The organism is Pseudarthrobacter sulfonivorans, from assembly GCF_031454915.1.
Taxonomy (GTDB): domain Bacteria; phylum Actinomycetota; class Actinomycetes; order Actinomycetales; family Micrococcaceae; genus Arthrobacter; species Arthrobacter sulfonivorans_C.
Genome location: NZ_JAVDRS010000003.1, coordinates 39,634 through 62,060, shown reverse-complemented (window position 1 = coordinate 62,060; position 22,427 = coordinate 39,634). Strand labels below are relative to the sequence as shown.

At 63.5% G+C, this 22,427-nt stretch carries 26 protein-coding genes; 10 read left to right on the top strand and 16 right to left on the bottom strand.

The features are described from left to right. The first annotated feature begins 2 nt into the window (after positions 1–2). The 4 genes from lipA to purU are packed head-to-tail and all read left to right on the top strand — an operon-like array spanning position 3 to position 4,207. Positions 3–1,013, top strand: coding sequence for a lipoyl synthase (lipA, locus tag J2808_RS08190; RefSeq protein ID WP_309814437.1), 1,011 nt, complete (start codon positions 3–5; stop codon positions 1,011–1,013). Between the two features lie 25 nt (positions 1,014–1,038). Then, on the top strand, positions 1,039–1,869 hold the full coding sequence (locus J2808_RS08185; RefSeq protein ID WP_309814434.1) for a methylenetetrahydrofolate reductase: 831 nt from the start codon (positions 1,039–1,041) through the stop codon (positions 1,867–1,869). Then, on the top strand, positions 1,859–3,352 hold the full coding sequence (cycA, locus tag J2808_RS08180) for a D-serine/D-alanine/glycine transporter (RefSeq protein WP_309814431.1): 1,494 nt from the start codon (positions 1,859–1,861) through the stop codon (positions 3,350–3,352). The genes J2808_RS08185 and cycA overlap by 11 nt, the downstream gene beginning before the upstream one ends. After that, on the top strand, positions 3,353–4,207 hold the full coding sequence (gene purU, locus J2808_RS08175) for a formyltetrahydrofolate deformylase (RefSeq protein ID WP_309814429.1): 855 nt from the start codon (positions 3,353–3,355) through the stop codon (positions 4,205–4,207). Between the two features lie 132 nt (positions 4,208–4,339). On the opposite strand, the gene J2808_RS08170 is transcribed toward purU, so the two are convergent. The 12 genes from J2808_RS08170 to J2808_RS08115 form a co-directional block, all read right to left on the bottom strand. Further along, positions 4,340–4,546 carry a hypothetical protein gene (locus J2808_RS08170; protein ID WP_309814426.1) on the bottom strand — a complete coding sequence of 69 codons (207 nt, stop codon included), beginning with the start codon at positions 4,544–4,546 and terminating at the stop codon, positions 4,340–4,342. A gap of 13 nt (positions 4,547–4,559) precedes the next feature. Next, complete coding sequence (locus J2808_RS08165) at positions 4,560–4,895, bottom strand: hypothetical protein (RefSeq protein ID WP_309814424.1); 336 nt, start codon at positions 4,893–4,895, stop codon at positions 4,560–4,562. Positions 4,896–4,993: 98 nt separating this feature from the next. Then, entirely contained in the window at positions 4,994–5,251 is a 258-nt protein-coding gene (locus tag J2808_RS08160; RefSeq protein ID WP_309814421.1) for a hypothetical protein, read from the bottom strand. Between the two features lie 270 nt (positions 5,252–5,521). Further along, positions 5,522–6,271, bottom strand: coding sequence for a GAF and ANTAR domain-containing protein (locus J2808_RS08155; RefSeq protein WP_309814418.1), 750 nt, complete (start codon positions 6,269–6,271; stop codon positions 5,522–5,524). A gap of 113 nt (positions 6,272–6,384) precedes the next feature. Continuing rightward, positions 6,385–6,864, bottom strand: coding sequence for a TRADD-N-associated membrane domain-containing protein (locus tag J2808_RS08150; RefSeq protein WP_309814416.1), 480 nt, complete (start codon positions 6,862–6,864; stop codon positions 6,385–6,387). A 78-nt stretch (positions 6,865–6,942) separates the two neighbouring features. Then, entirely contained in the window at positions 6,943–7,326 is a 384-nt protein-coding gene (locus J2808_RS08145; RefSeq protein ID WP_309814412.1) for a hypothetical protein, read from the bottom strand. 48 nt (positions 7,327–7,374) lie between these two features. Beyond that, positions 7,375–7,743, bottom strand: a complete 369-nt coding sequence (locus J2808_RS08140) for a VOC family protein (protein ID WP_309814410.1) — start codon at positions 7,741–7,743, stop codon at positions 7,375–7,377. Positions 7,744–7,762: 19 nt separating this feature from the next. Further along, positions 7,763–8,497, bottom strand: coding sequence for a GAF and ANTAR domain-containing protein (locus J2808_RS08135; protein ID WP_309814407.1), 735 nt, complete (start codon positions 8,495–8,497; stop codon positions 7,763–7,765). A gap of 116 nt (positions 8,498–8,613) precedes the next feature. Further along, positions 8,614–9,498 carry a hypothetical protein gene (locus tag J2808_RS08130; protein ID WP_309814404.1) on the bottom strand — a complete coding sequence of 295 codons (885 nt, stop codon included), beginning with the start codon at positions 9,496–9,498 and terminating at the stop codon, positions 8,614–8,616. A 231-nt stretch (positions 9,499–9,729) separates the two neighbouring features. Further along, entirely contained in the window at positions 9,730–10,656 is a 927-nt protein-coding gene (locus J2808_RS08125) for an alpha/beta fold hydrolase (protein WP_309814400.1), read from the bottom strand. A gap of 86 nt (positions 10,657–10,742) precedes the next feature. After that, complete coding sequence (locus tag J2808_RS08120; RefSeq protein WP_309814397.1) at positions 10,743–11,348, bottom strand: hypothetical protein; 606 nt, start codon at positions 11,346–11,348, stop codon at positions 10,743–10,745. Next, positions 11,341–12,510 carry a zinc-dependent alcohol dehydrogenase gene (locus J2808_RS08115; protein WP_309814393.1) on the bottom strand — a complete coding sequence of 390 codons (1,170 nt, stop codon included), beginning with the start codon at positions 12,508–12,510 and terminating at the stop codon, positions 11,341–11,343. The genes J2808_RS08120 and J2808_RS08115 overlap by 8 nt, the downstream gene beginning before the upstream one ends. A 185-nt stretch (positions 12,511–12,695) precedes the next feature. Here J2808_RS08115 and J2808_RS08110 point away from each other — a divergent pair, with 185 nt between their 5' ends. Then, positions 12,696–13,190, top strand: coding sequence for a DUF2243 domain-containing protein (locus tag J2808_RS08110; protein WP_309814390.1), 495 nt, complete (start codon positions 12,696–12,698; stop codon positions 13,188–13,190). A gap of 124 nt (positions 13,191–13,314) precedes the next feature. Here the strand turns inward: J2808_RS08110 and J2808_RS08105 are convergent, their stop codons facing one another. The 4 genes from J2808_RS08105 to J2808_RS08090 form a co-directional block, all read right to left on the bottom strand. Further along, a complete protein-coding gene (locus J2808_RS08105; protein WP_309814386.1) occupies positions 13,315–13,716 on the bottom strand; it encodes a VOC family protein in 402 nt (133 codons plus the stop codon). A 10-nt stretch (positions 13,717–13,726) separates the two neighbouring features. Then, on the bottom strand, positions 13,727–14,164 hold the full coding sequence (locus tag J2808_RS08100; protein WP_309814384.1) for a helix-turn-helix transcriptional regulator: 438 nt from the start codon (positions 14,162–14,164) through the stop codon (positions 13,727–13,729). Between the two features lie 119 nt (positions 14,165–14,283). Next, a complete protein-coding gene (locus J2808_RS08095) occupies positions 14,284–14,481 on the bottom strand; it encodes a hypothetical protein (protein ID WP_309814380.1) in 198 nt (65 codons plus the stop codon). A 693-nt stretch (positions 14,482–15,174) separates the two neighbouring features. Further along, positions 15,175–17,289 carry an acyltransferase family protein gene (locus J2808_RS08090; protein WP_309814377.1) on the bottom strand — a complete coding sequence of 705 codons (2,115 nt, stop codon included), beginning with the start codon at positions 17,287–17,289 and terminating at the stop codon, positions 15,175–15,177. 376 nt (positions 17,290–17,665) lie between these two features. On the opposite strand from J2808_RS08090, the gene J2808_RS08085 reads away from it, so the two are divergent. The 5 genes from J2808_RS08085 (at position 17,666) to J2808_RS08065 (ending at position 22,417) form a co-directional block, all read left to right on the top strand. Then, positions 17,666–18,352 carry a hypothetical protein gene (locus tag J2808_RS08085; RefSeq protein WP_309814375.1) on the top strand — a complete coding sequence of 229 codons (687 nt, stop codon included), beginning with the start codon at positions 17,666–17,668 and terminating at the stop codon, positions 18,350–18,352. Further along, a complete protein-coding gene (locus tag J2808_RS08080; RefSeq protein WP_309814372.1) occupies positions 18,352–18,633 on the top strand; it encodes a PqqD family protein in 282 nt (93 codons plus the stop codon). The genes J2808_RS08085 and J2808_RS08080 overlap by 1 nt, the downstream gene beginning before the upstream one ends. Positions 18,634–18,668: 35 nt before the next feature. Then, positions 18,669–19,859 carry a hypothetical protein gene (locus tag J2808_RS08075; RefSeq protein ID WP_309814369.1) on the top strand — a complete coding sequence of 397 codons (1,191 nt, stop codon included), beginning with the start codon at positions 18,669–18,671 and terminating at the stop codon, positions 19,857–19,859. Positions 19,860–19,949: 90 nt separating this feature from the next. Further along, positions 19,950–21,491 (top strand): tyrosine-protein kinase domain-containing protein, encoded by a 1,542-nt coding sequence (locus J2808_RS08070; protein ID WP_309814367.1) that lies wholly within the window; start codon positions 19,950–19,952, stop codon positions 21,489–21,491. Between the two features lie 8 nt (positions 21,492–21,499). Further along, entirely contained in the window at positions 21,500–22,417 is a 918-nt protein-coding gene (locus J2808_RS08065) for a nucleotidyltransferase family protein (protein WP_309814363.1), read from the top strand. Positions 22,418–22,427 lie beyond the last annotated feature (10 nt).

Genomic DNA, 22,427 nt, shown 5'->3' with positions numbered 1-22,427 from the left:
TGATGACACTGGCACCTGAAGGCCGGAAGCTGCTGCGCGTTGAGCAGCGTAACTCGGCTGTCCCCGTGGAGCGGAAGCCGGAGTGGATCAAGGCCAAGGTCCAGATGGGTCCTGAGTACGTCCAGCTCAAGAACCTCGTCAAGAAGGAGGGCCTCCACACAGTCTGCGAGGAGGCCGGCTGCCCGAACATCTTCGAGTGCTGGGAAGACAAGGAAGCCACGTTCCTGATTGGCGGCTCCGAATGCACCAGGCGGTGTGATTTCTGCCAGATCGATACCGGCAAGCCCTCCCCGGTGGACATGTTCGAGCCCACCAAGGTGGCCCGCTCGGTCCAGGCCATGCAGCTGCGCTACGCCACCGTCACCGGCGTCGCCCGCGATGATCTCGCCGATGAGGGCGTCTGGCTGTACGCCGAGACGGTGCGGAAGATCCACGAGCTGAACCCCGGCACCGGCGTGGAACTTTTGATCCCGGACTTCTCCGGCAAACCCGAGCACATCGCGGCGATCTGCGATTCCAAGCCCGAGGTCTTCGCGCACAACGTCGAGACCGTGCCCCGGATCTTCAAGCGGATCCGTCCCGCGTTCCGGTATGACCGGTCCCTGGATGTCATCACGCAGGGCCGGAAGCTGGGCATGGTGACCAAGTCCAACCTGATCCTGGGCATGGGCGAGACCCGCGAGGAAATCTCCGAAGCGCTCCGTGACCTGCACGAGGCCGGCTGTGACCTGATCACCATCACCCAGTACCTGCGCCCGTCCGAACGGCACCTGCCGGTGGACCGCTGGGTCAAGCCCCAGGAGTTCGTGGACCTGCAGAACGAGGCCGACGAGCTCGGCTTCCTCGGCGTCATGTCCGGCCCGCTGGTCCGGTCCTCCTACCGTGCCGGCCGGCTCTGGGCCACCGCCATGCGCAAGAAGGGCTGGGAAATCCCCGCCGAACTCGCCCACATCGAGTCCTCCGGCAGCACCCGCCAGGAAGCCAGCTCACTGCTCGCCGCCCGTGCCAGCTGACCGCGCCGATCTCCCGAAAGGACCAATGATGTTCCCCACCAGGATCGAAATCATCCCATCAGCCGGGATCGTGGACCAGGTCCAGGCGAATGTCCCGCTGACCACCACCCTGACCATGACGTGCCTGCCCCACCACGGCATCGAACGGACCATGCGCGCGTCGGTGGAGCTGGGCACGCTCGGCTACAAGGTCATCCCGCACCTGGCCGCCCGCAGCATCCATGACCGCGCCGAGCTGACCGGAATCCTCCGCGACTGCGACGTGGCCGGCATCAACGAGGTGTTTGTGATCGGCGGCGACCGGAAGAATCCGGCCGGCCCGTACGATTCAGCCCTGCCGGTGCTCGAAGACATCGCCCAGTACACCGGCGGCATGATGCGCGCAGGAGTGGCAGGCTACCCGGAAGGCCACCCGTCGGTGGCCGCCCTGGACCTGATCGATGCCCTGCAAGCCAAGCAGCACCTGGCCACGAGCGTTGTCACCCAGATGTGTTTCGACGCCCCGAAAATCCTCGACTTCGCAGCGCTCCTGCGCCGCGAGGGAGTAAACCTGCCCGTCTGGGCGGGTGTGGCGGGGTCCGTGCCGCGGACCAAGCTGGTGGCACTTGCCACGAAGATCGGCGTCGGAAGTTCCCTGAAGTTCCTCAGCCGCAAAGGCCCGCTGGCGCGCAAGCTCCTCAGCGGTGACCGCTACTCACCCGACGCCCTGGTGGCCGCGCTGGAAAACCAGCCCGGCATCGCAGGGATCCATCTTTACAGTTTCAACAACCTGGACGCGGTTCCCAACGAAGCGGCCGCGTCTTCCACAAAAGCACTCCAGCCAGAATTGATTCGAGGAGCAGCACGTGACAACTAAATCCACCGTTTCCCAGGAAACACCCCACCTTGAGCGCCAGCTCAGCAACAGGCACATCCAGCTGATCGCCATTGGCGGCGCCATCGGCACCGGCCTGTTCATGGGCTCCGGCAAGACCATCTCGGCGGCCGGCCCGTCCGTCATCTTCGTCTACATGATCATCGGCTTTATGCTGTTTTTCGTTATGCGGGCCATGGGCGAACTGCTGCTCTCCAACCTGCACTACAAGTCCTTCAGCGACTTCGCCGCCGACCTGCTGGGCCCCTGGGCCGGCTTCTTCACCGGCTGGACCTACTGGTTCTGCTGGGTGATCACGGGCATCGCCGACGTCATCGCCATCGCCGCCTACTCGGAGGAACTCTGGCCGGGCGTGCCGCTGTGGATTCCGGGCATCGCCACCGTGGTCATCCTGCTGGTCCTGAACCTCGCAACGGTGCGGGCGTTCGGTGAGACTGAGTTCTGGTTCGCCCTGATCAAGATCATCGCCATCGCGGCGCTGATCATCGTGGGCCTGTTTATGATCTTCAGCGGTTTCCAGTCCGACGCCGGCCCGGCCACCTTCACCAACCTGTGGAGCCACGGCGGGATGTTCCCGAACGAATTCATGGGCTTCGTAGCCGGCTTCCAGATCGCCGTCTTCGCCTTCGTGGGCATCGAACTCGTGGGCACCACCGCCGCCGAGGCCAAGGACCCGGAGAAGAACCTGCCCAAGGCCATCAACTCCATCCCCATCCGCGTGCTGCTCTTCTACGTCGGCGCCCTCATCATCCTCATGTCCGTCACCCCGTGGACCCAGTTCCAGGCCGGCCACAGCCCGTTCATCGCCATGTTCTCCCTGGCCGGCCTCGGCGCCGCGGCCACCATCGTGAACCTGGTGGTGCTCAGCTCGGCCATGTCCTCGGCCAACTCCGGCATCTACTCCACCTCCCGCATGGTCTACGGCCTGGCCCAGGAGGGCGACGCCCCCACGATGTTCGGCCGGCTGTCCCGCCGCAAGGTCCCGCAGAACGCCCTGTTCCTCTCCTGCATCCTGCTGCTCTCCGGCATCGTCCTGATGTACGCCGGCAAGGACATCGCCAAGGCCTTCGACATGGTCACCACCGTGGCCGCCGTCTGCTTCGTCTTTGTCTGGTCCATCATCCTGGCCAGCTACCTGAAGTTCCGTTCACGCCGCCCGCACCTGCACACGGCGTCCAAGTTCAAGATGCCCGGCGGCATCCCCATGGTCTGGCTGGTCTTCGCGTTCTTCGCCTTCGTCCTGTGGGCCCTGACCACGCAGCCGGACACGCTGCTGGCGCTCCTCGTCACACCCATCTGGTTCGTCATCCTGGGCGTCGCCTGGTTCATCCTGCGCAAGCGCCCGTCCCATCTGGCCCGCTACGCCGAGTTCCAGCAGGACCTCGCCGGCGAGAAGGTGGTGGCCGAGGAGAAGGCCCTCGCCGAGGCTGAGCTCGCCGATGCCAAGGCATCGCGGGACAGCTAAATGGAAACCGAACACGTCCTGACCCTCAACTGCGCCGAGTCCCCGGGCATCGTCCACGCGATCACCGGGTTCCTGCTCGAGCACGACTGCGACATCATCGACACCAAGCACTTCGGTGACCGGCACGCCCAGCAGTTCTTCATGCGGGTGCACTTCGCGTCCGGCAAGCAGCCGCTGACCACCGAGGAGCTGCGCCGGGACTTCGAACCGCTGGCCGGCGAGTGGGCCATGAACTGGCAGCTGGAGCCGAACGGCCGCAAGCGCCGGGTCCTGGTGATGGTGTCCAAGTTCGGGCACTGCCTCAACGACCTGCTGTTCCGGGCCCGCACGGGTGACCTGCCGGTGGAGATCGTGGCCGTGGTCTCCAACCACACGGACCACGAGGACCTGGTCAAGTGGCATGGCATCCCGTTCTTCCACCTGCCCGTCACCAAGGAGACCAAACCGGCGCAGGAAGCGCGGCTCCTGGAGCTCGTGGACGAGTTTGATGTGGAACTGGTGGTCCTGGCCCGCTACATGCAGGTCCTCAGCGATGAGCTGTCCACGAAGCTGACGGGCAAAACCATCAACATCCACCACTCGTTCCTGCCCAGCTTCAAGGGCGCCAAGCCGTACCACCAGGCCTACGACCGCGGCGTGAAGACCGTGGGCGCCACCGCGCACTACGTCAATGCCGAACTGGATGAGGGTCCGATCATCGCCCAGCAGGTCATCGAGGTGGACCACACGCACACCGCGGAGGATCTGGTGCGGGTGGGCCGCGACGCCGAGTGCAAGGCGCTCAGCAACGCGGTCCGGTGGCACTGTGAAGGACGGGTAATGCTCGACGGCGGGCGAACGGTCATTCTGCGCTGACCGTCCTGCGCGTCCCCGGTGGTTGTGCGCGTCCCCGGTGGTTGAGCCTGTCAAAACCGAAATCTCGACAGGCTCAATCACCGAACGTCCCTCGACCACCTGGAAGTGGGAGGGGCCGCAACGCTCAGACCTTTACTCGCTCAGGAAGTCCTCTTCTTCTCCGGAAACGGACTGCTCCTGCCGGGCGTCGGAGTCTGGTTCGACGACGTCCGGATAGCCCTTCGGCTCTGCGGAAACGGGACCCGTGGGCTGGGACCCAGCAGCCGGCGCCTTATCACGCGGGCTATTTCCACGGCCGGCTACTCCGGGTTCTCCACCTGCAAGGTTTTCTTCGGTCATTTTCGAGCCTTTCTTATTCGGGCAGCTCTATCTGGAAACCGCAGGCACAGCGCAAGACCCGCGTGTCCAGATTGACGTCGACTGCGTCCTCCGGTTGGCTGTCCGTGTAAGCGGCCGCGCTGAGCCGTCGGATCTGTGAGCCGAGCGTTTGCATTGGTTGGCCGCAGTGGATGTAATGCCCGCCGAACACCAGGACATCCTCCAAGCATGGGGCGCGGTTGAGGACGGCGGCGACGGCCACGACGTCTGCCTGGTGAAGGTAGTGGGCATTGCACGCGGTGCAGGCATATCCCACCTCCACCCAGTCGTCGGAGGGCGGATGCAGGGCCGTGATCGAATGCAGCGCCAAGGTCCTGTCGGTGCCGCATTTTGCGCAAACCAGCCGAGGATCTTCAGCCCGTTCCCGGGACGGGTGACTGCTGGGCCCGTGTGGATCGATGGACATTGTCAGGCTGCTGCAGGGTAGCTGGACAGGATGTAGTCCGCGGCGGCCGGGCCAACCATCCGCAGCCGGCTGTCATGAACATCCACACCGCACCGGTACATGGCGGCGCGGAAGGCGACGTCCGGTTTGGCTTCCAGCCCGTGGAGTAAGCACCAGCTGATGTACAGCCCATACAGGCAATCCGCCGACAGCGGACAATCGGTGTCGAACTCGGCAATGGTGACCTGCTCAAGGAACTGGTCGAAGTGCGAGGTGGCCATGATCGGCTCTCTTTCGCTGCGTGCGTTCGGGCCGCCATGTGGCTACAGCGGCATCTCCTAACGGCCCCGCACTAGGCTGAAAGGGGGAAGACATCACGTGATGTGATGCCCGCCACTTAGAATCTACGCACTGCCTCCCGGCCTGTCCAGTCGTTGAAGCTGCCCTGAAGCCTTGAGAGAGGTGCCCGCGTTGTGCATCGGTGGTTCCGCCGGCGGATACGAAGTGGACGCCTACATCCAGTCTCTGTTGTCGCCTCAGGAACTGCCGCGTCAGCCGCGGGCTTTGAAGTAGGCAGCCGGGACCCCGCCGGGCATGGCCCGCAGGAGGTCTTCAGCCACTTCGCGGACCTTGAGGTTCCGTTGCTTCGAGACCTGGGTGAGGATCTGGAGCGCTGTCTCGTAGGAGCACTGGTTCTGGCCCATGATCACCCCGCAGGCGGTGTCGATCGCCGTGCGGCTGGCGAGGCTGGCGCGGTGCTCTGCGGACACGGCCAGGTCCGCCCGGTGTTTCAGCGCCAGCCGGAGGCTTTTGGCCGCCACCCCGGAGAAGACAAGGACCTTGCAGCCAAGATCCGGCGCGAACATGTTTGCTGTGGCGGAATAGAACGTCAGCGCGGCGCTGTAACCGCGCTCTAGTCGAAGAGGGACGGCGACGGCGGACCGGAAACCTGCCGCCGTGAGGTTGCCGACGTACTCAGGCCACCGCGGGTCCGGGCAGCGGTGGTTCAGGACGACGGACAGCCGGCCCCCAAGCGCGCGCGCCGTGGGACCCGTGCCGGTGCGTTGGTCCCAGCGGGAAAGCTCGACGCCGGTGCCTTCAGCAGGTGCCACGGTGCACGGTGTCCCGTCCGGCCGCACCAGCGTCACAGTGCCCTCCACGGGGGAGCCGGCCAGATCGCTGACTTCAGCGGCAGCGATCCGCACCAGAGCCCTCGCCAGCGCGGCCTCGGAATGCCCGTGGATGTCCAGCAGGGCTCCCGAACCGGAACCACGCCAGGTCATATGTTGTTCAGTTAGCATGCGCCAAACCCCCAGAGTCGGTACGGATTCAGCCTAGGAAACCCGGGCAGGGGAGCGCACGAGTAGTGAGTACTCGTTTTTCGGGGGCTGCTCTGAGGAAGTGGGATCGTCCTTCATTTGACCTTTGAGCCCTCGCCTTGGAGCGTCGGCGGGTCGCCCGGCAAGGGCCAGGCAAGCAGCGCCGCGATCATGGCGGACAACTGCTCGGGCTTGAATTCGTCACTCAACTCTTGAGCCAGGTGCTCAGTCACCATTACACGGCCCACCATGTGCGGCTCTCGATAGTACAGATTGAGTTGTTGATTAGCTTCCCTCGCTGACTTGGCGAAGGTATTTGCTATGAAGGCACTCAGTGCCGCACCTAGTCCAGCAAGGCTTGCCGCAGCGTACTGGCCGGCACCGAACGACTGGCCAAATGACAGGACGATGCCGACAGTCAAGATAATCAGTCCTGCGATCGTGGCACGCTGAGCCTGGCGGAAGGCCAATCGCTGTTGATTGCATGATTCTTCTTGGTAGGCGTCCAGTTGCTTTCTGTTGTAGCTGAACAGCTCGGGAAAAGGTATGGAATCGGCGGTCGCGAGGCGCTTCAAAGCTATCTCGGCCCGATAGGATGCTGTCTTCGCCCGTCTCTCCGAGAATGCCCTCTTAGCTGCCCAGTATGGAAGCCTTCAATAGATCAGCGAAGACGTTCCACCGACGGTAACCACGAGAGCCCACCATCTTGCAGAGTCCGAAGTCGACGGCTGGGCGAGCACCGCGGCGAACAGAATGAGCCCTACACCGGCCAACCCGGCGATAAACACTTTCGGTCTTCGAAACATGTACCACTCGCGTTCGGGGCTAACTGCCCAAAGGTTGGCCTGCACGCTTTCGAGATAGGAATCGCTGAACTCAATCGCCGGCGGCCTCCCCCATTTCGCCAGGAACGAATTGATCTTGGTCGTCGTCCGAGCCCAGAGGAGGGGCATTCCCGCCGCCGGAATCCCCTCTGGCACTACCTTGTGCCCGGCAGGGGCCGAATGGACCTGTGGCTCGTCGCTGGATTGCTCCATGACGGCAAGTATCGCGTCAGGACCCTGCCTGTCGCTAGTGGTAGCGCCTTAACGCGCAGGGATCTCCTGGATGACCCACTTGTTGCCGTCCGGGTCACTGAAGTAGGCGAAGGCGAATCCGCCCATGTCCTGCGCTTCGCTGACGGGGGCGCCGCGGCGGACCAGTTCACTGCGGGCCTCGGCCATGTCCGGCACCACCAGCTGGAGGCCTTCGAGGCTGCCGGGAACCATGCCGGTCATGCCCGTGCCGATCACAATTGACGCGGCAGAGCCCGGCGGGGTCAGCTGGACAACCCGCATCCCGGGAATGTGTTCGACATCGTGATCGAGCACAAAGCCGAGCTGGTCAGTGTAGAAGGCCTTGGCACGGTCCACATCGGAGACGGGCACCTGTACAACCTCGAGTCGGAGTTCCATGTCCGCCACCCTACCCGGCCTAAATGTCGAAGTACGTGGTGGGTTCCTCGCCCGAGACCTTCTTGACGATCTCCTCGGCCACGTCCCGGAGCTTCTGGTTACGGTGGCTGGAGACCTTCGTGAGGATGGTCATCGCCTCGGCCTGCGTGCAGCGGTTCTGGCCCATGATGATGCCGCAGGCCAGGTTGATGGCGGTGCGGCTGACCATCGCCGCGCTGAGGTCATCCGCAGCCCCTTCGGCGGTAGCCACCCTGACAGCCAGGAGGACGGCGCTGCGGGCCACGCGGGCGAAGCTAACCGCCTCGTTGATGGTCGCCTCAGTGAACACGCCGGTGGTCGGCACGAAAAAGTTCAGGGCGGCAGTGGCATCGTCACTGAGGTCAAGAGGCACACCAAGGGCGCTTAGGACACCCTCGTCGAATAGGCGTTCCTGGTACACAGGCCAGCGGGGATCCGTCCGGACGTCTGCCAAGAGGACGGGGGCTTTCACCTTCAAGGCGTCAATACAGGGGCCCTCGCCCACCTGCTGTTCGATCCGGTCCAGGTGGATGGCCCGCTCGGTGCTGCCGCCGACCGTTCGGGTTTTTTTGTTGTGCTTGAGGGTGACTCCGCACTCCACGGTTGTGCCGGTTGCACGGCTGAGCGAGGATGCGGCCATGATGGAGAGCCCGCCGAGGAATTCGGCCACCGAGCCCGTGCCGATGATTAGGTCCTGCAGCTCAACGAGCAGCTCATGTTCGGGGGAAATGGTCATGCCCAAATGTAGTCCTCGGCGGTTGAGCCTGTCGAAGCCTGCGCGGTTAGCCTCTTGAACGCGCGACGGCGGCCCGGGCACCTTTCGAGGGGACCCGGGCCGCCGGCCTCAATCAGTTATTTGCAGGTCACATCCACAAAGTAGGTGACATCGGCCCCCGGTCCGGCGGCAGCCACGTCGAAGGAGACAGTGGAGCTGTTGCCCCGCACCTTCCCGTTACTGCCGTCCGGGAGTTTGACTGCGGTGATGTCGCAGCCGGGCTGGTTCTCCACCTTGATGCTGTGCCGGCCCTGCTCCGTGGCCTCGAAGTGTGCCTCGTGGTATGCCAGTACAGCTGGATTGTATTCGGAGAACTTGATGTTGGTGGCTCCGTTAGTATCGGTCCATTCAGCCTTGTAGCCGTCCATGGCAACACCGTACTTCCAGAACCGGACATCGATTTCTACGATGATGTCGCTCACCACCTTGAAGTTGTCCACTTTGCTGTAACGGGGGACAAAACAGTTCTTGTTGCCTGGTGCGTCGCAGTCCAACAGATTTGTCGGGCTGACCCATACCTTGTAGACGCCGCCGTTGTTGGGGGTGTCCGCGTACGGGAACAGCTGGACAGTTGCGCCACCGTCCTCCCCGTCCGCGCCGGTGGCATGCTCACAGGAGTTATCCACGACGCCGGTGATGACGCCGCTGGCATCGACAGTGAACTGCCGGCAAGACACGTCATCGGTGGAGAGCAGCGTCGCTCCCGAGGGGTCCGTCACCTGGAACGAGTACGTTCCCGCGGGCAGGCCGGCGGCGTCGTTGGGCGCGTTAATGCCCGGCCCGCCGTTGAGATAAACGGACTCCTTGGAAGGATAAATGTTCAGGTTCACCGGCACGCCGGATGAGTCGGTGGTGAAGATGGCTCCGGAGAGTTGTACTGGGGGTGCCGCTGTTGCCGGTACGGCCAAAAGTCCTGCGGCGGCGAGCGTAGCTGTGCCAAGAATGGCGAACTTCTTATACATGGGTTCCTCTGATCAGCGAGTAGGGATGCTTACACATCCGGTGCGCAGTTGATCGCAGCCACTCCCCAGTAGTGCCGCGACCTACGCCTAACCGGGAACCATCGGTTAGGTGAGTTTGCACCTCAGATGCCCAGAATCATACGCCTCCGTGGCGCGGGGCAGCAACGGCTTGGAGTCCGCGCCATGACTGCCCTCGGTGGTCTAGCCTGCCCGTCCGGTGCGGAGCGAAACCTAAGGCGCAGGCTCCAGGAACTCGTTGATCTCTTTCGCCATCTCCTTCGCCTTGGTCCAGTGCAGGTAGTGATGGCCGTCAAGGACCACCAGCTCGTGGCGCGTGACGTTAAGCAGCTGGCGTTCATGCAGACCAAACCATTCGGGCCGGTGGTCCATGGTCTGCTTCGACAGGAGCATCAGCACCGGGAGCCGGCTGGGGTAGCTGAGGCCGTGCAGTTTGGCGGCGTTCTCGCCAACCCGGTTTGTTTCGTCGGCCACTGCCGCGTTGCCGAAGTTCCAGCTCGTGAGCATGCGCATGTGATCAATTTCAGCGGGTGTATAGCTTCTGCTGTCCGGGTCCGTCATGCCCAGGGCCGCCGCCCAGCGGACCAGGCCGGTGGTGGACGGCATGCGTTCCCAGAAATTGCCCGACGGCGGTGCCTCCGCAGGTGCCGTAGCGCCGGGTTGCGGCGCGGGTGCGGTGGACACGCTGGGGTCGATGCCGATCACCGCAGAGACTTCCGCGGGGTATTTGTTGGCGTAGTAGAGGGTGGTGAAGCCCGCGATCGAGTGGCCCGCCAGGACATAGGGACCGGTGATGCCGAGCGTGGCGAGCACCGAGTGCAGTTCCTCGGAGATGTTCTCGATGGACCGCGGCCTGACGTCAGTGCAGCTGTAGCCGTAACCGAAACCCTCCACCACCACGGTCCGGTACCCGGGCAATTCCCGGATCAGCGGGGCGAAGTCCAGTGCCGGTGCCGGTGTGCCCAGCCCGCTGAGCAGCACCAGCGTCGGACCGCTGTCACCTGAGCGGGAGACGTTGATGGTGCCTGGGTCGATGTGGACTTGTTCGCCGTAGGCCGTGGAGTTTGAGCGTTCAACGCTTTCGATGATGAGGTTAGCCGCGGTTGAAACAAGGAGCAGCCCGAGTATCGTCAATGCCACGACGGCGATGACACGCAGCCATCGCCGTCGAGGCCGTCCGGTGGTTGAGCTTGTCGAAACCCCGGTGACTGAGCTGCCCCTCGGCGTCACTTCCTCCTCAACGCCCTCACCACAGCCGCGGCCCCGAGCCCCGCCAGCACCCAGGGGCCGCCCACCAGGATGGGGTCGATCCACTGATGGTTGACGTCAGCCCGCCTCATGCCGAACCGCGATCGCACCCCACCACGGGAAAGCTCGCTGGGGACGCCGGTTTCCGTGACGGGGTTGTCCGGGCGGAGGGTGGCGAGCGAGCGCAGGTGCTGTTCCCAGGCGTCCACCCGGTCGGCGGCGATCAGCAGCAGCCAGTGCGCGGCGCGCCCTTCGCTGTACATCTTGTAGGCGTACTTCCGGATGGCACCGGAGGTTCCCTTGGGCGGCGTGGAAGTGCCGAACACCGGCGTCAGGAAGGCATGCTCCACGGACCGTTCGCGCGGCCACTTCTCCGGCTGGCGCTCGGGGAAGTCCCAGCGCGCACCGGTGGGGATCCCCGGCTTCTCACGCGGGAAGGACGGGCGGTCCTTGGGGTCCAGGTCCGCACCCCAGCCCGGAATCCGGGCCAGCAAGGCAGCCGCGGACTCCGGCGGTACGGGCTTCCCTGCTGTGTAAGGCGTGGGTCGGGGCGTTGCCGAATCTGGCATGGTGCTGTCAGGCATGGTGCTCTTCCCTTCCGTCCGCGTTGGTGATGATGAGTGGCTTGATGCAGTGATCCAGCTTGGCGGAAAACAGGTGATAGCCCTCCTCGATGTGCTCCAGCGGGATGCGGTGCGTGACAATGTCGCTGGGCTTGAGGTACCCGTTCTTGATGTGCTCGAACAGCCGGGGCCACTGCCGCTTGACCGGGCACTGGTTCATCCGCAGGGTAAGGCCTTTGTTCACGGCGTCGCCGAATTTCACGGCGCTGAAGAGCGGCCCGTAGGCGCCCACCACGGACACGGTCCCGCCTTTTCGGACGGAGTCGATGGCCCAGTTCAAAGCTACGGGCGAGCCGCCCTGCAGCTTCAGCTTCGTCCCGGTGACGTGCTGCAGGAAGCTGCCGTCCGCCTCGGCACCCACCGCGTCAATCACGACGTCGGCGCCCAGATAGTCCGTGACTTTCTTCAGGTGCACCACAATGTCGTCGTACTCCACAAAGTTGTACGTCTCGGCGTGCGCGAAAGTCCGGGCCTTTTCGAGCCGGTATTCCAGATGGTCAATGACGATCACCCGGCCGGCGCCCATGAGCCAGGAGGATTTTGCGGCGAAGAGCCCCACCGGGCCGGCTCCGAACACCACCACGGTGTCGCCCTCAGCGATGTCGCCGAGCTGCGCGCCGAAGTAGCCGGTGGGGAGGGCATCGGTGAGCAGGACTGCGTCCTCTTCGTCCATCCATTCAGGAATCTTGGAGGGTCCCACGTCTGCAAACGGAACCCGCACGAACTCGGCCTGGCCGCCGTCGTAACCTCCGCAGGTGTGGGAGTAGCCGTAAATGCCGCCCACCGCCGTCGCATTCGGGTTCACGTTGTGGCAGTTCGAGAAGAGGCCGCGGGAGCAGAAGTAGCAGGAGCCGCAGTAGACGTTGAAGGGGACCATTACCCTGTCGCCGGGGGCCAGGTTCTGCACGGAGGAGCCCACCTCGTGCACCACCCCCACGAACTCGTGGCCGAACGTCATCCCCACCCGCGTATCGGGCATCATCCCGTGGTAGAGGTGCAGGTCCGAGCCGCAGATCGCCCCGGTGGTGACCCGCACAATGGCGTCGTTGGGGTGCTCGATCTGGGGGATGTCTTTTTCTTCGACCCGGATTTTGTACGGGCCGCGGTAAACCATTGCTCGCATGAGTGCCGCCTTTTCCTGGCTGGCAGTGTCCCGGTTCCGTCTGGTGCAGGAACCACCCCGGCTGCTTGAGGTTCCACCGCGTGCCCTACGTTCCCACCTCGGGCAGGGGAGGTCAAGGGCTGCTTAGAACGCCCGACGGCGGGTACGGGACAAGGTGAAAGTGCACCTGCAGAAGGGGTTGGACAGTGTCACACGAAGCCCGCACGCAGTCAGAGAAGACACCGGCCAGGGCACCCGCCCTTGTGTTCGGGATGGGAGTGGGCGGCTTCGTGGACGGCATCGTCCTGCACCAGCTGCTGCAGTGGCACCACCTGCTGAGCCACACCGAAAGCGGCAACACCAAAACCGTGGCGGGCCTTGAACTGAACACCCTGGCCGACGGGATCTTCCACAGCGCCATGTGGGTCCTGGTGGTGGCCGCGGCCGCTCTCACCATCCGTGCCCGTCAGCAGGGGAGGCTGTCTCCACGCTGGAGTTTCCACACCGGACTGGTCCTGGCCGGCTGGGGCGTCTTCAATGTTGTGGAGGGCCTGATCAACCACCAGCTGCTCGGAATCCATCATGTGCGGGACGATCTGGGCGGCCCGCTGGTGTGGGATCTCGGCTTCCTGGGCATCAGCCTGGTCCTGGTCGCAGTTGGGTTGCTGCCTTTCCGGCGACGCAAGCCAGTAGCCGCGTAACGCACGACGTCGGCACCCCGCCTGGGTGCCGACGTCGTGCGCGCGGTGGTGGAGCCTGTCCCCGGTGGCTGAGCCTGTCGCCGGTGGTTGAGCCTCTCCCCGGTGGTTGAGCCTGTCGAAACCGTCAGCCCTGGTTGATGCGGATCATGTTGCCGGACGGATCGCGGAAGGCGCAGTCGCGCGGGCCCCACGGCTGGTCGATCGGTTCCTGGAGAACCTCGGCGCCGGATGCGCGGAGCTTTTCGAACGTGGCGTCGAGATCGTCCGTGGTGAACACGAGCATGGGCATAACGCCCTTGGTGAGGAGTTCCTGGATGGCGTCCCCGTCGGCCTGGGAGCGCCCGGCGTGCGGAGGGGAGAGGACAAGCTCAAGGTCGGGCTGGGCGGCGTTGCCCAGCGTGACCCAGCGCTGTCCGTCGGAGCCAACGTCGTTCCGGACTTCGAAGCCAAGGGCGTCGCGGTAGAACGCGAGGGACTCATCGAGATCGTTGACGGTGACGTGTGCGTACTTCAATGAAATGTTCATGTCATTCACGCTATGGCAGTGCTGGCGAGGGCGCTTCTTCAATCCTGCTCGGTTTGCGCGCCGGCCGGGTGTGCTGCCGCGCAATGCAGGACGGCATGGCCTTCACCGCATGGTGCTCGCGGGCGCGGTAGGCGCTGGGGGTCATGCCCACGATCTCGGTGAACCGCGAGCTGAAAGAACCCAGCGACGTGGAGCCCACCTCCATGCACGCATCGGTGACGCTGGCACCGGCGCGCAGCAGCGCCATGGCGCGTTCGATCCGCCGCGTCATGAGGTAGTTGTACGGCGTCTCGCCGTAGGCGGCCTTGAACTGGCGGGAGAAATGCGCCGCGGACATCAGGGCACCGGCGGCCATTGTAGGCACGTCCAGCGGCCGGGCGTACTCGCGGTCAATCAGGTCACGGGCCCGGCGCAAATGCGCCAGGTTGGCCAGTTCCTGCGGTGTCATGCCGCCATTCTAGCGGCGGCCCCGGTGATTGAGCTTGCCCGATTCGGTGATTGAGCCTGTCGAAATCCCCGGTCACCGAGCCATTCGAAACCCCCGTGATTGAGCCTGTTGAAATCCCGCTAATCGACGCGAACAATCTCCAGTGCTTCCGGATCCAGCAGCTTCCGCGTGCCGGTGGCTGAGTCCTGGATCCAGATCAGTTCGAGTGAAGGCACGACGTCGGTGACCCGGCCCTGGTGAAAGAGCTTGCCGTTGTGCCACGCCTGGATGTAGTCGCCGGCCTGCAATTTCGGTGTCTCTGCCTGTTGAATGGTCATGCTGTGCCTCCTGCTGGATGTCCCCGTAGGCACAGCATGCACCGCCCAGGTTGCCGGAGCGTTTCCACCGGATGATTTTTCTGTGTCACCCCAGTGATCGCCTCATGGGGTGATGGCGCCGGTCACCCTACGCCGCCGTATTATCCCCCCACATCACGGTTCACCCAGTTGGCGGCACCAATTGCACAGCTCGCCGCGATCGGGCTGGTGATCGGGATATGCGCTGGTCTCGCGCCGGGCCGGGGCCTTGGGGGGCAACAAGCACCGTGATCTCCGTGATGTCCCTGGCTGGCCTTGCGGGAAATGAGTTTGTTCTCAACCTTGAGGTGTGATTGTCCTCCTGATTGGCCTGGCAGCGGCCATCACCTGCCTCGCCTTCTGGATACTTCGAAACGTCCCCGAAAGCGCTGATGGAACATGGTCACGGAGTCGGTAACAGGGCTGACGCGAGGATAGCGGGGGTTCGGCCTGAACATCGGCGGCGCCGGGGACAGTCTGCAGGCTGGCTACGTCGCTGCCATCCGGATCGGAGCGGCAGCGAACAAGCTGGCAGCGCGTCCGGCTGGGCCAGCGCTGTGAAGCAGGCCCTGCCAGCTTCCGCCACGGACGCGATATCCAAACGGGCCTTGGCCAACGCCACCGGGGCCGCCCTGATCGCCTCCGGAATCGTCTCCTGAAGGAGCCTCGCTCCGGTCATTTCTTCTTCGAGAGGGCTTCGGTGATGACAGGGGCGAGGCGCTCCGAGTAGGCAGCGGTTATGTGCAGGGTGTCGGCCCGGACGGGGGTGGTGCCGACGAAGGCCGGGCATTGAAAATCCGTGGAGCAAAACCAGGTACGAGTATCGATCGCTTCACCAGACGCCCCAACCGCAGCCTGCTCGGCTTCAATCAGGCCCGTCAGGGTGTCATCACCTGACGACTCGCAGTCTTGGGGAGTAGAAATCTTGGTGTTGCACTCCTGAAGAGATTGTCCTCGCGGGGGTGCCGAGAGGACCACGATCCGCGCTTTTGTCTTGCTCAGCGCATCAACGGTCTTCTTGAGACCCTTCTGGTATTCCGTCATCGCCGCCGGCCCCTCGTCACCGGAGGCCAGCCTTGTCAGCGTGTTGCTGGCGGAGGCGAGGATGATCAGGTCCGGCTCCAGGGTGGCGGCGTATTCCTGTGCCCAAGCCTGGTGCTGGTCGCATTCCGGGTAGGACTCGCCGCCATTTCGGGTCACACTGACCTTGGCCGCAGGGCACTGGGTCCGGTTCAGCGACTGGACGCTGTACCCCTGGCCGACCAACGCCTTCCGGAGGCCCGGCGCCCAGCCCATCGCAATCGAGTCGCCGATGATTACTGCGGAAAGTTTGGCGTTGGCGGGGCCGGTGAGGCAGGCTCCGGGGTTGGCTTGATCGACGTTTGAACAGCCGGAATCCTGGTGGGACGCCAGCCATTGCTTCGTGCCCAACTGATCCACGCTCGGATTCAGCTTCGGCCAAGTTGGAGCTTGGAGTGCCCGTGCAATGTCGACCTGCAACCCTGCGAGCGGCTCAGCAGATGCCGCCGGCGTGGTGGCAACATCGCTTGGGGTCTGTTTATTCGAGGTCAAAGCTATGGCGGTCACACCGACGGTCAGGACGAGAAGAAAAGCAAGCCACGTGCGCCTGCAACTCTCCGACGTCGGGTCTTTGAGCGTGCGGCGGTGCGCGCCTCCCAGCCAATGGCTCCTGCGAATGGGGTTTTCCACGAGATGGTACGCGAACACTGACATCAGAATCACGGCCGCGAGCGTCATGGCATGGGTTGTCAGAGTTGGTTCTTTGATCAGGGCTCCGCCGAGGACAATGATCGGGAAATGCCACAGGTAAAGGCTGAAGGAGATGTCACCTAAGTACTGGGAAACCCTGTTAGTGAGCGGTGCGAGGTAGTGAGGGTGGCCCCCGCAGCCAGCGGCAATGACAAGGCCAGTTGAAAGTACCGGCAGCAAGGCCCCGGGCGCCGGAAAGCCCGATGTGGCGTCAACGACAAACAAAGAGGCGATGATGCCAACGAGGCCGGACCACGACAGCAGCGGGGTCAGCCAGGCAGGGATGCGTGCGATAAACGGGGCCGCGAGAGCAGTCAGTGCGCCGATGCCCAATTCCCATGTCCGCGACAGCGTGGAGAAATACGCCAGTGTCGGTGACGTGGACGTCTCAGAAATGGCCCACGCGAGCGACGCGGCGCTAACGACCAGGATCAGAATTGCCGTTGCAACCCGCGGGCTAACCCGTGGGTTCTTGGCCTTCGAGACCAGGACCAGAGCGAGGAGCATGACCCACGGCCAAACGAAGTAGAACTGCTCCTCTACAGCGAGGGACCAGAAGTGCTGCAGGGGCGACACTGGTCCATCGAGTTGGAAGTAGTCCGTGCCGACCGCGGCGAACCGCCAGTTGGCTACGAAGAGAGTTCCCCATACCCCATCCCACAAAACGCCCAACGCCCTGGACGTCGTGAACAGCATGAAGGTTGCGGCGATAGTGGCAAGCAGGACAAGTATCGAAGCCGGGAGGATTCGCTTGATCCTGCGCTTATAGAATCCAGTGAAGCTGATTACCCCGGACTTCTCCCATTCACGGATCAGAAGGCCGGTGATCAGAAAACCGGAGATCACGAAGAATATGTCAACGCCGACAAAGCCACCGGACGGCCACTTAGCAAGATGATCGAAAACCACCGCCAGTACGGCAAGGGCCCGTAGCCCCTGGATGTCAGGTCGCCTCCCGCTAGTTTCCGCCGGCACCGCGGCCGCCGAGAACTTGATTTTGGTCAGCGTCGATTGCGCCACGATTCCCCCACATTTTGAGACCTGCCCAAAATTATACGGATATGCTGCCAGCCGTGCGGTCGGGATGGAGCGTGATGCTCAGGAGGCTGCCTTGCGCACTGCACCTGGGGCGCCACTGGCTAGCCGCAGCGGAGCAGGAGGGCACCTTCCGGCGGCACTGCATACATGCGGAAGAGTACGGTCACAGCGGAGGCAGGGTGTCCGGTCGCGCGGCCTAGGATGACTATCCAACCGACGCCGGGGACGCCTTCTCATTCTCCATCCTGCCCTTTCTAGGATGGCCCGGGCCGGTTAGCTGACACTCCTGCGGTTTCAAAACCGCAGGGTTAGAGGCACTAACAGCGCATTACGGCTTAACTTGACCAAATCTTGCAACGTGATTGACCAAACCTTTAGTCGGATTGGCAAGAGTGGGCAGTGTAGCGACAACGCGCTAAGCATTGGCCGGCCTCAAAGGGCAGCAGCTGAAAACTATATGGGGGCGCAATTGTCTGAGGTTTTGAACGAAAAAGTTACGAGCAGCGAAGAAGGCGGATTCAGCCGCCGAAGGGTAGTAAAAGGTGTGGCCTGGTCCCTTCCGGTTATCGCGACCGCCATCGCAGCGCCGGCCGCAGCGACGTCAGGAATAATTGAAGTGCTCTGGGACTTTGAAGCTGACCAGAGTGTCATCCTTGTGCGGTCCACCCAGGAAACTAAGCCGGATATGAATCGGACTGGTACCGGTCCGAAAGCCTTTTATTTGCGTAACACGACATTGGCAGACTCAGCTGCAATTCAAGGCAGTGTCAGGGTCACCCCGAGTGGTACTGGCTCGGCATTGGCAGGTATCTATTCGTTCCCCACGGGAAGCCTGACCAACCAGGCAGTGACCGGAGGGGTCTTTTCCGCGAACTTCGCGCTTGCCAGCGGAGTGGCGAAGGGATCGATGGTCACATTCCCGATGGGTTTCTACTACTCGGGAAGTAGAAATATCGCTGCCCGCGAATTTACGGTAGACCTCTCGTTCACATCCCCGACGGGGCTCGTAATCCTCTCATCCACCACAATACTCAAGCTCTTGTAATGATCTGGCAGCATTCCCACCACGTGGCCCAGGTCCATGCCGAAGGCTCGAACCGAGTGGCATTGCTCCACCTCGACGCAATCCAACCGGTGATTCTCGAAGGCACGGCTGCAGCCATTTGGGGACTGATCGACGGCCAACGGACTGAGCAGACCATCTTGGCTGAACTAGGGGCATGTTTCGAGGATAAACGCGGCCAGATGCATGGCCAAGTCACAGGCTTTCTGGCGAACTTAAAGGACCAGCAGCTGATTGAGGCCGCCTGCGTCACAAGCCGGTAACCACTTCGCAGTCCAGCACCAGATCCGGGGGAAACATGAGCGGCAGCAGCATAAAGATGGCGTGGGAGCCAGTGCAGTTTGAGGAGATGCCGGACCACCTGCTCTGCCTGAACGTAATGGGAGTTCAAATCGCTGTTCGCTGGGGCCGCGATGTCACCTGGGAGCAGCGGGAGAGCATGCGCTTAGCATGGGCGCGGTGTTCCAGCAGCGACAAGCCTTTGGTTCCGCCGCTGCCGGTAGAACCCAGCAAGTCCCAGCCCTTCGCGGCAAACGTCGCGTATCGATCAACGACGGACGACGGCGGCACATTCCACCTGCATGCCGCCTCCTTTGAGGAGTTGGCTGAGATCCTCACCTCCCGGCTCACCGTCGCGGCGATCCTGGCAAACGCGGGAAAGCTCACCATGCTGCACGCCTGCGGAGTGGCTGATCCGGTCACGGGGGCGGTGGTAGCGCTGGTTGCCAAGTCGGGAACCGGCAAGACCACTGCAGCCTCCGTTCTGGCCGGCGCCTACGGCTACGTCACCGACGAGACGGTGGCAGTCCGGCCCGACGGGTCAGTGGTTCCCTACCCCAAGCCGCTGTCCATCAAGCAGGGGCCCGGTGTACCCAAGCGCCAGGTAGGCCCGGACGAGCGCGGACTCCAGCCGGCCCCAGCCAAGCTCTTCATCCAGTCAATCGTGCTACTGGACCGGGTTGAGGACGCCGTCCACCCAACCCTGAATAAAGTCCCTCCCGCCGACGCACTGCTCGCACTGATCCCGGATTCCTCGTCGCAGGCCGAAATGGAGCAGCCGTTGCAGTCGCTGTGCCGCCTGATCGACAGTGTCGGGGGAGTGCGGCGGGTGACCTATTCGGAAGCGGTTGATCTGCCAGCAGCCTTGGAACCGCTGTTCCAGGAACAGCGTCGCTCGGAGCCCGCGTGGGGAGCCCCTGATGCTGAAACCGGCGTAAGTCCCATCCCGGACGGTTTCATCCGCCGCGCAGAACCCAGGGATGCCGTGACCATCGACGGCGACCTGCTGGTGATGCTGGAGTCGGAGATTGTGCGGCTGAGCGGGATCGGGCCGGCCATCTGGAAATCCACAAAGACGGCTGTCCTAGCGGACCAGCTGGCAGACGACGTGGGAAAAGTGCACGGCCGTCCGGAAGGCTACCGGGACGCCGTCGCGGCTGCCGCGGGACAGCTCATCGCGAAATCAGTTTTGGAACAGGGCAGCAACTAGCCGCCATCCGAGTGGGGGACCGCTCGGCGCAGTAACCCGGCAACGAGGACCGGTCCGAAAACACGCAAATTTGAATGGGAAGGAACCGCCGTGAGCGTCACAACAGCCACCCCCGGGGAGGCACCTGCAGGCCTGGATCTGACTGACTACCTGCGGGTGGCCCGGACCTACTGGAAGGCAACCGTCGCGTTCACCCTGCTGGCCACGTTGACGGCATTCGGCTGGACAGTCCTCCAGCCCAAGATCTACTCCTCCGATTCCAGCGGCATCGTGGTGACGCCGGGCTCGGACAACGTAAGCCTCTCCCTCGCCGGCGACAGCCTGGCCAAGGCAAAGGTCAAGAACTACGAGTCCGTGGCAAAATCCCGTCTCGTGGCGGACCGGGTCATCGCAGACCTGGGTCTCGAGACTACGGCAGACGCCCTGCTTGGCACCATCAGTGTGAAGGTGCCGCTGGACACCGCCGAGATCCGCGTGTCGGCCCAATCGACGGACCCGGCCATCGCACAGCGCGTGGCCGACGCCTGGGTCAACGGCCTCGCTGCCCAAGTGGAAGCGATCGAAACGGCAGCGCCCGACGCCGGCACCTCACCAACCGTCACCGCATCGGCTGTACGGGTGCTCCCGTTGGGCAAAGCGGTCCTTCCAACCAGTCCCGATTCCCCGAACGTCAAGCTCACCCTTGTGCTCGGTGGGCTCATCGGCCTGGCCCTCGGTGTGGCGTATGCGCTGGTCCGTCGCCATCTGGATCGGCGCATACGCAGCGCGGCCGAAATCGAGCGGCTCTTCGAGGTCCCGGTCATCGGCACCCTCCCTGTGGACCACCGTCTGGACGGAAAAAGCACCATCCTGGAAGATGGCACCGCAGCCCAACTCCATGACGCCGGCCGGGCGATGGCCGAGGCCCTCCGTGAACTGCGCACCAACCTCAGCTTCCTTGACGTGGACCAGCCGCCGCGGATCATCGTGGTCACCAGCTCCATGCAGGCAGAAGGGAAATCTACTGTGACGGCAAACCTGGCGGTCACCATGGCGGCCGCCGGCGAAAACGTCGTAGTGGTCGACGGCGACCTCCGGCGCCCCACGCTGGTGGACGTTTTCAACCTGGTCCCGGGAGTCGGGGTCACCGATGTTCTTACCGGCACCGCGGAACTGGGGGATGTACTCCAGCCTTGGGGTGCCCTGCCGAACCTTTCGGTCTTGGGCTCCGGACGCATTCCGCCGAACCCCAGTGAGCTGCTGGGGTCCCGGGCTATGAAGAACATGCTCAGCGCGTTGGCGGAGAATGCAATCGTCCTGATTGACGCTCCTCCGCTTCTGCCGGTGACGGATGCCGCGGTCCTCGCCAGCGTTGCGGACGGGGCAGTATTGGTAATCCGGACGGGCAAGACGACACAAGAGCAGCTGGCCCAGTCCCTGGGGAACCTGGAGAAGGTGAAGGGCAGAATCCTCGGCGCCGTCCTCAACTACGTGCCAACCAGCGGAACGGACGCCTATGCGTACTACGGCACCTATACCTCCGCGTCCGTTCCCGCGCCTTCGGCTGAAACGCGTCCCGCAGGTTCCCATCAGGACGGTGCGGAAAACAGCGTCCAAGAACCCGTGCCCGCTGGTCGCAGGACGCGTGGCTAGGCTCAGGCGTGGAAAACCAAGCGAATGAAACGGAGCTCAGCATCCCGGAAGCTGTCCTGCTGGGCCATGCCCTGGCGTCACGGGTGGCGGACAACATGGGCATACGGGCCTTCTTTATCAAGGGCCCGGCCAGTGTGATTCAGGGATTGCGCCTCCCCAGGACGTCCGCTGACGTTGACGTCTTTGTGTCCACTGCAGAGCTTGAGGCGATGCTGTCCGGCCTCCGCGAGCGGGGGTGGCGGGGACGCCCTGTGGATCCGGACAACACGACGTTTCCAAAGCATTCAGTTACGGTTGATCACCCAGAATGGCCCTGCTGCATCGACGTCCACTTCCGTTTTCCGGGAATGGAGAAGGCCCCCAATAGCTGCTATGACGTGATGTGGGCGAACACCGAGCAGTTTGAACTTGCAGGGCAGGAGATGCGGGTCCCATCAAAGGCGCTGGGAACTGTCATCCTTGCCCTGCACGCGCTCCGATCACCCCACGTGCCCGCGTGCCGGCAGGAACTCGAATTCCTGGCCCACCATACGAAATGGCAATCGGCCGTCCCCACCATCCTGGACATTTCCACGGCCACCGAATCCCTAGCGGCAATGCGTCCCTTCCTTGAGGACCTGCTTCCCCAGAACGCGGCCGTAGAGTGGCCGGACGCATCCACGGAGTGGCGCAACCGCGTGATGGCCAAGGAGCCGGGGAGCGCCCGGCTGATCGCGATTGCCCAGGCCCCTCTGCGGGAGAAACCCAAGATGCTGTTCCGGGCGGTCTTCCCGGCACCGGAAGTGCATCTGTCTCGTGACATTTACTCTGACATGTCCCTCCTGGGCAGGCTCAAGTCCCACAGAGACCGGTGGGCCCGGTTCCTGAGCGCTGCACCAAGAATTGCAAGGGACCTTAGCCCGCTTCGCCGAGCCACAGCAAAGTAGTCACCCTCTA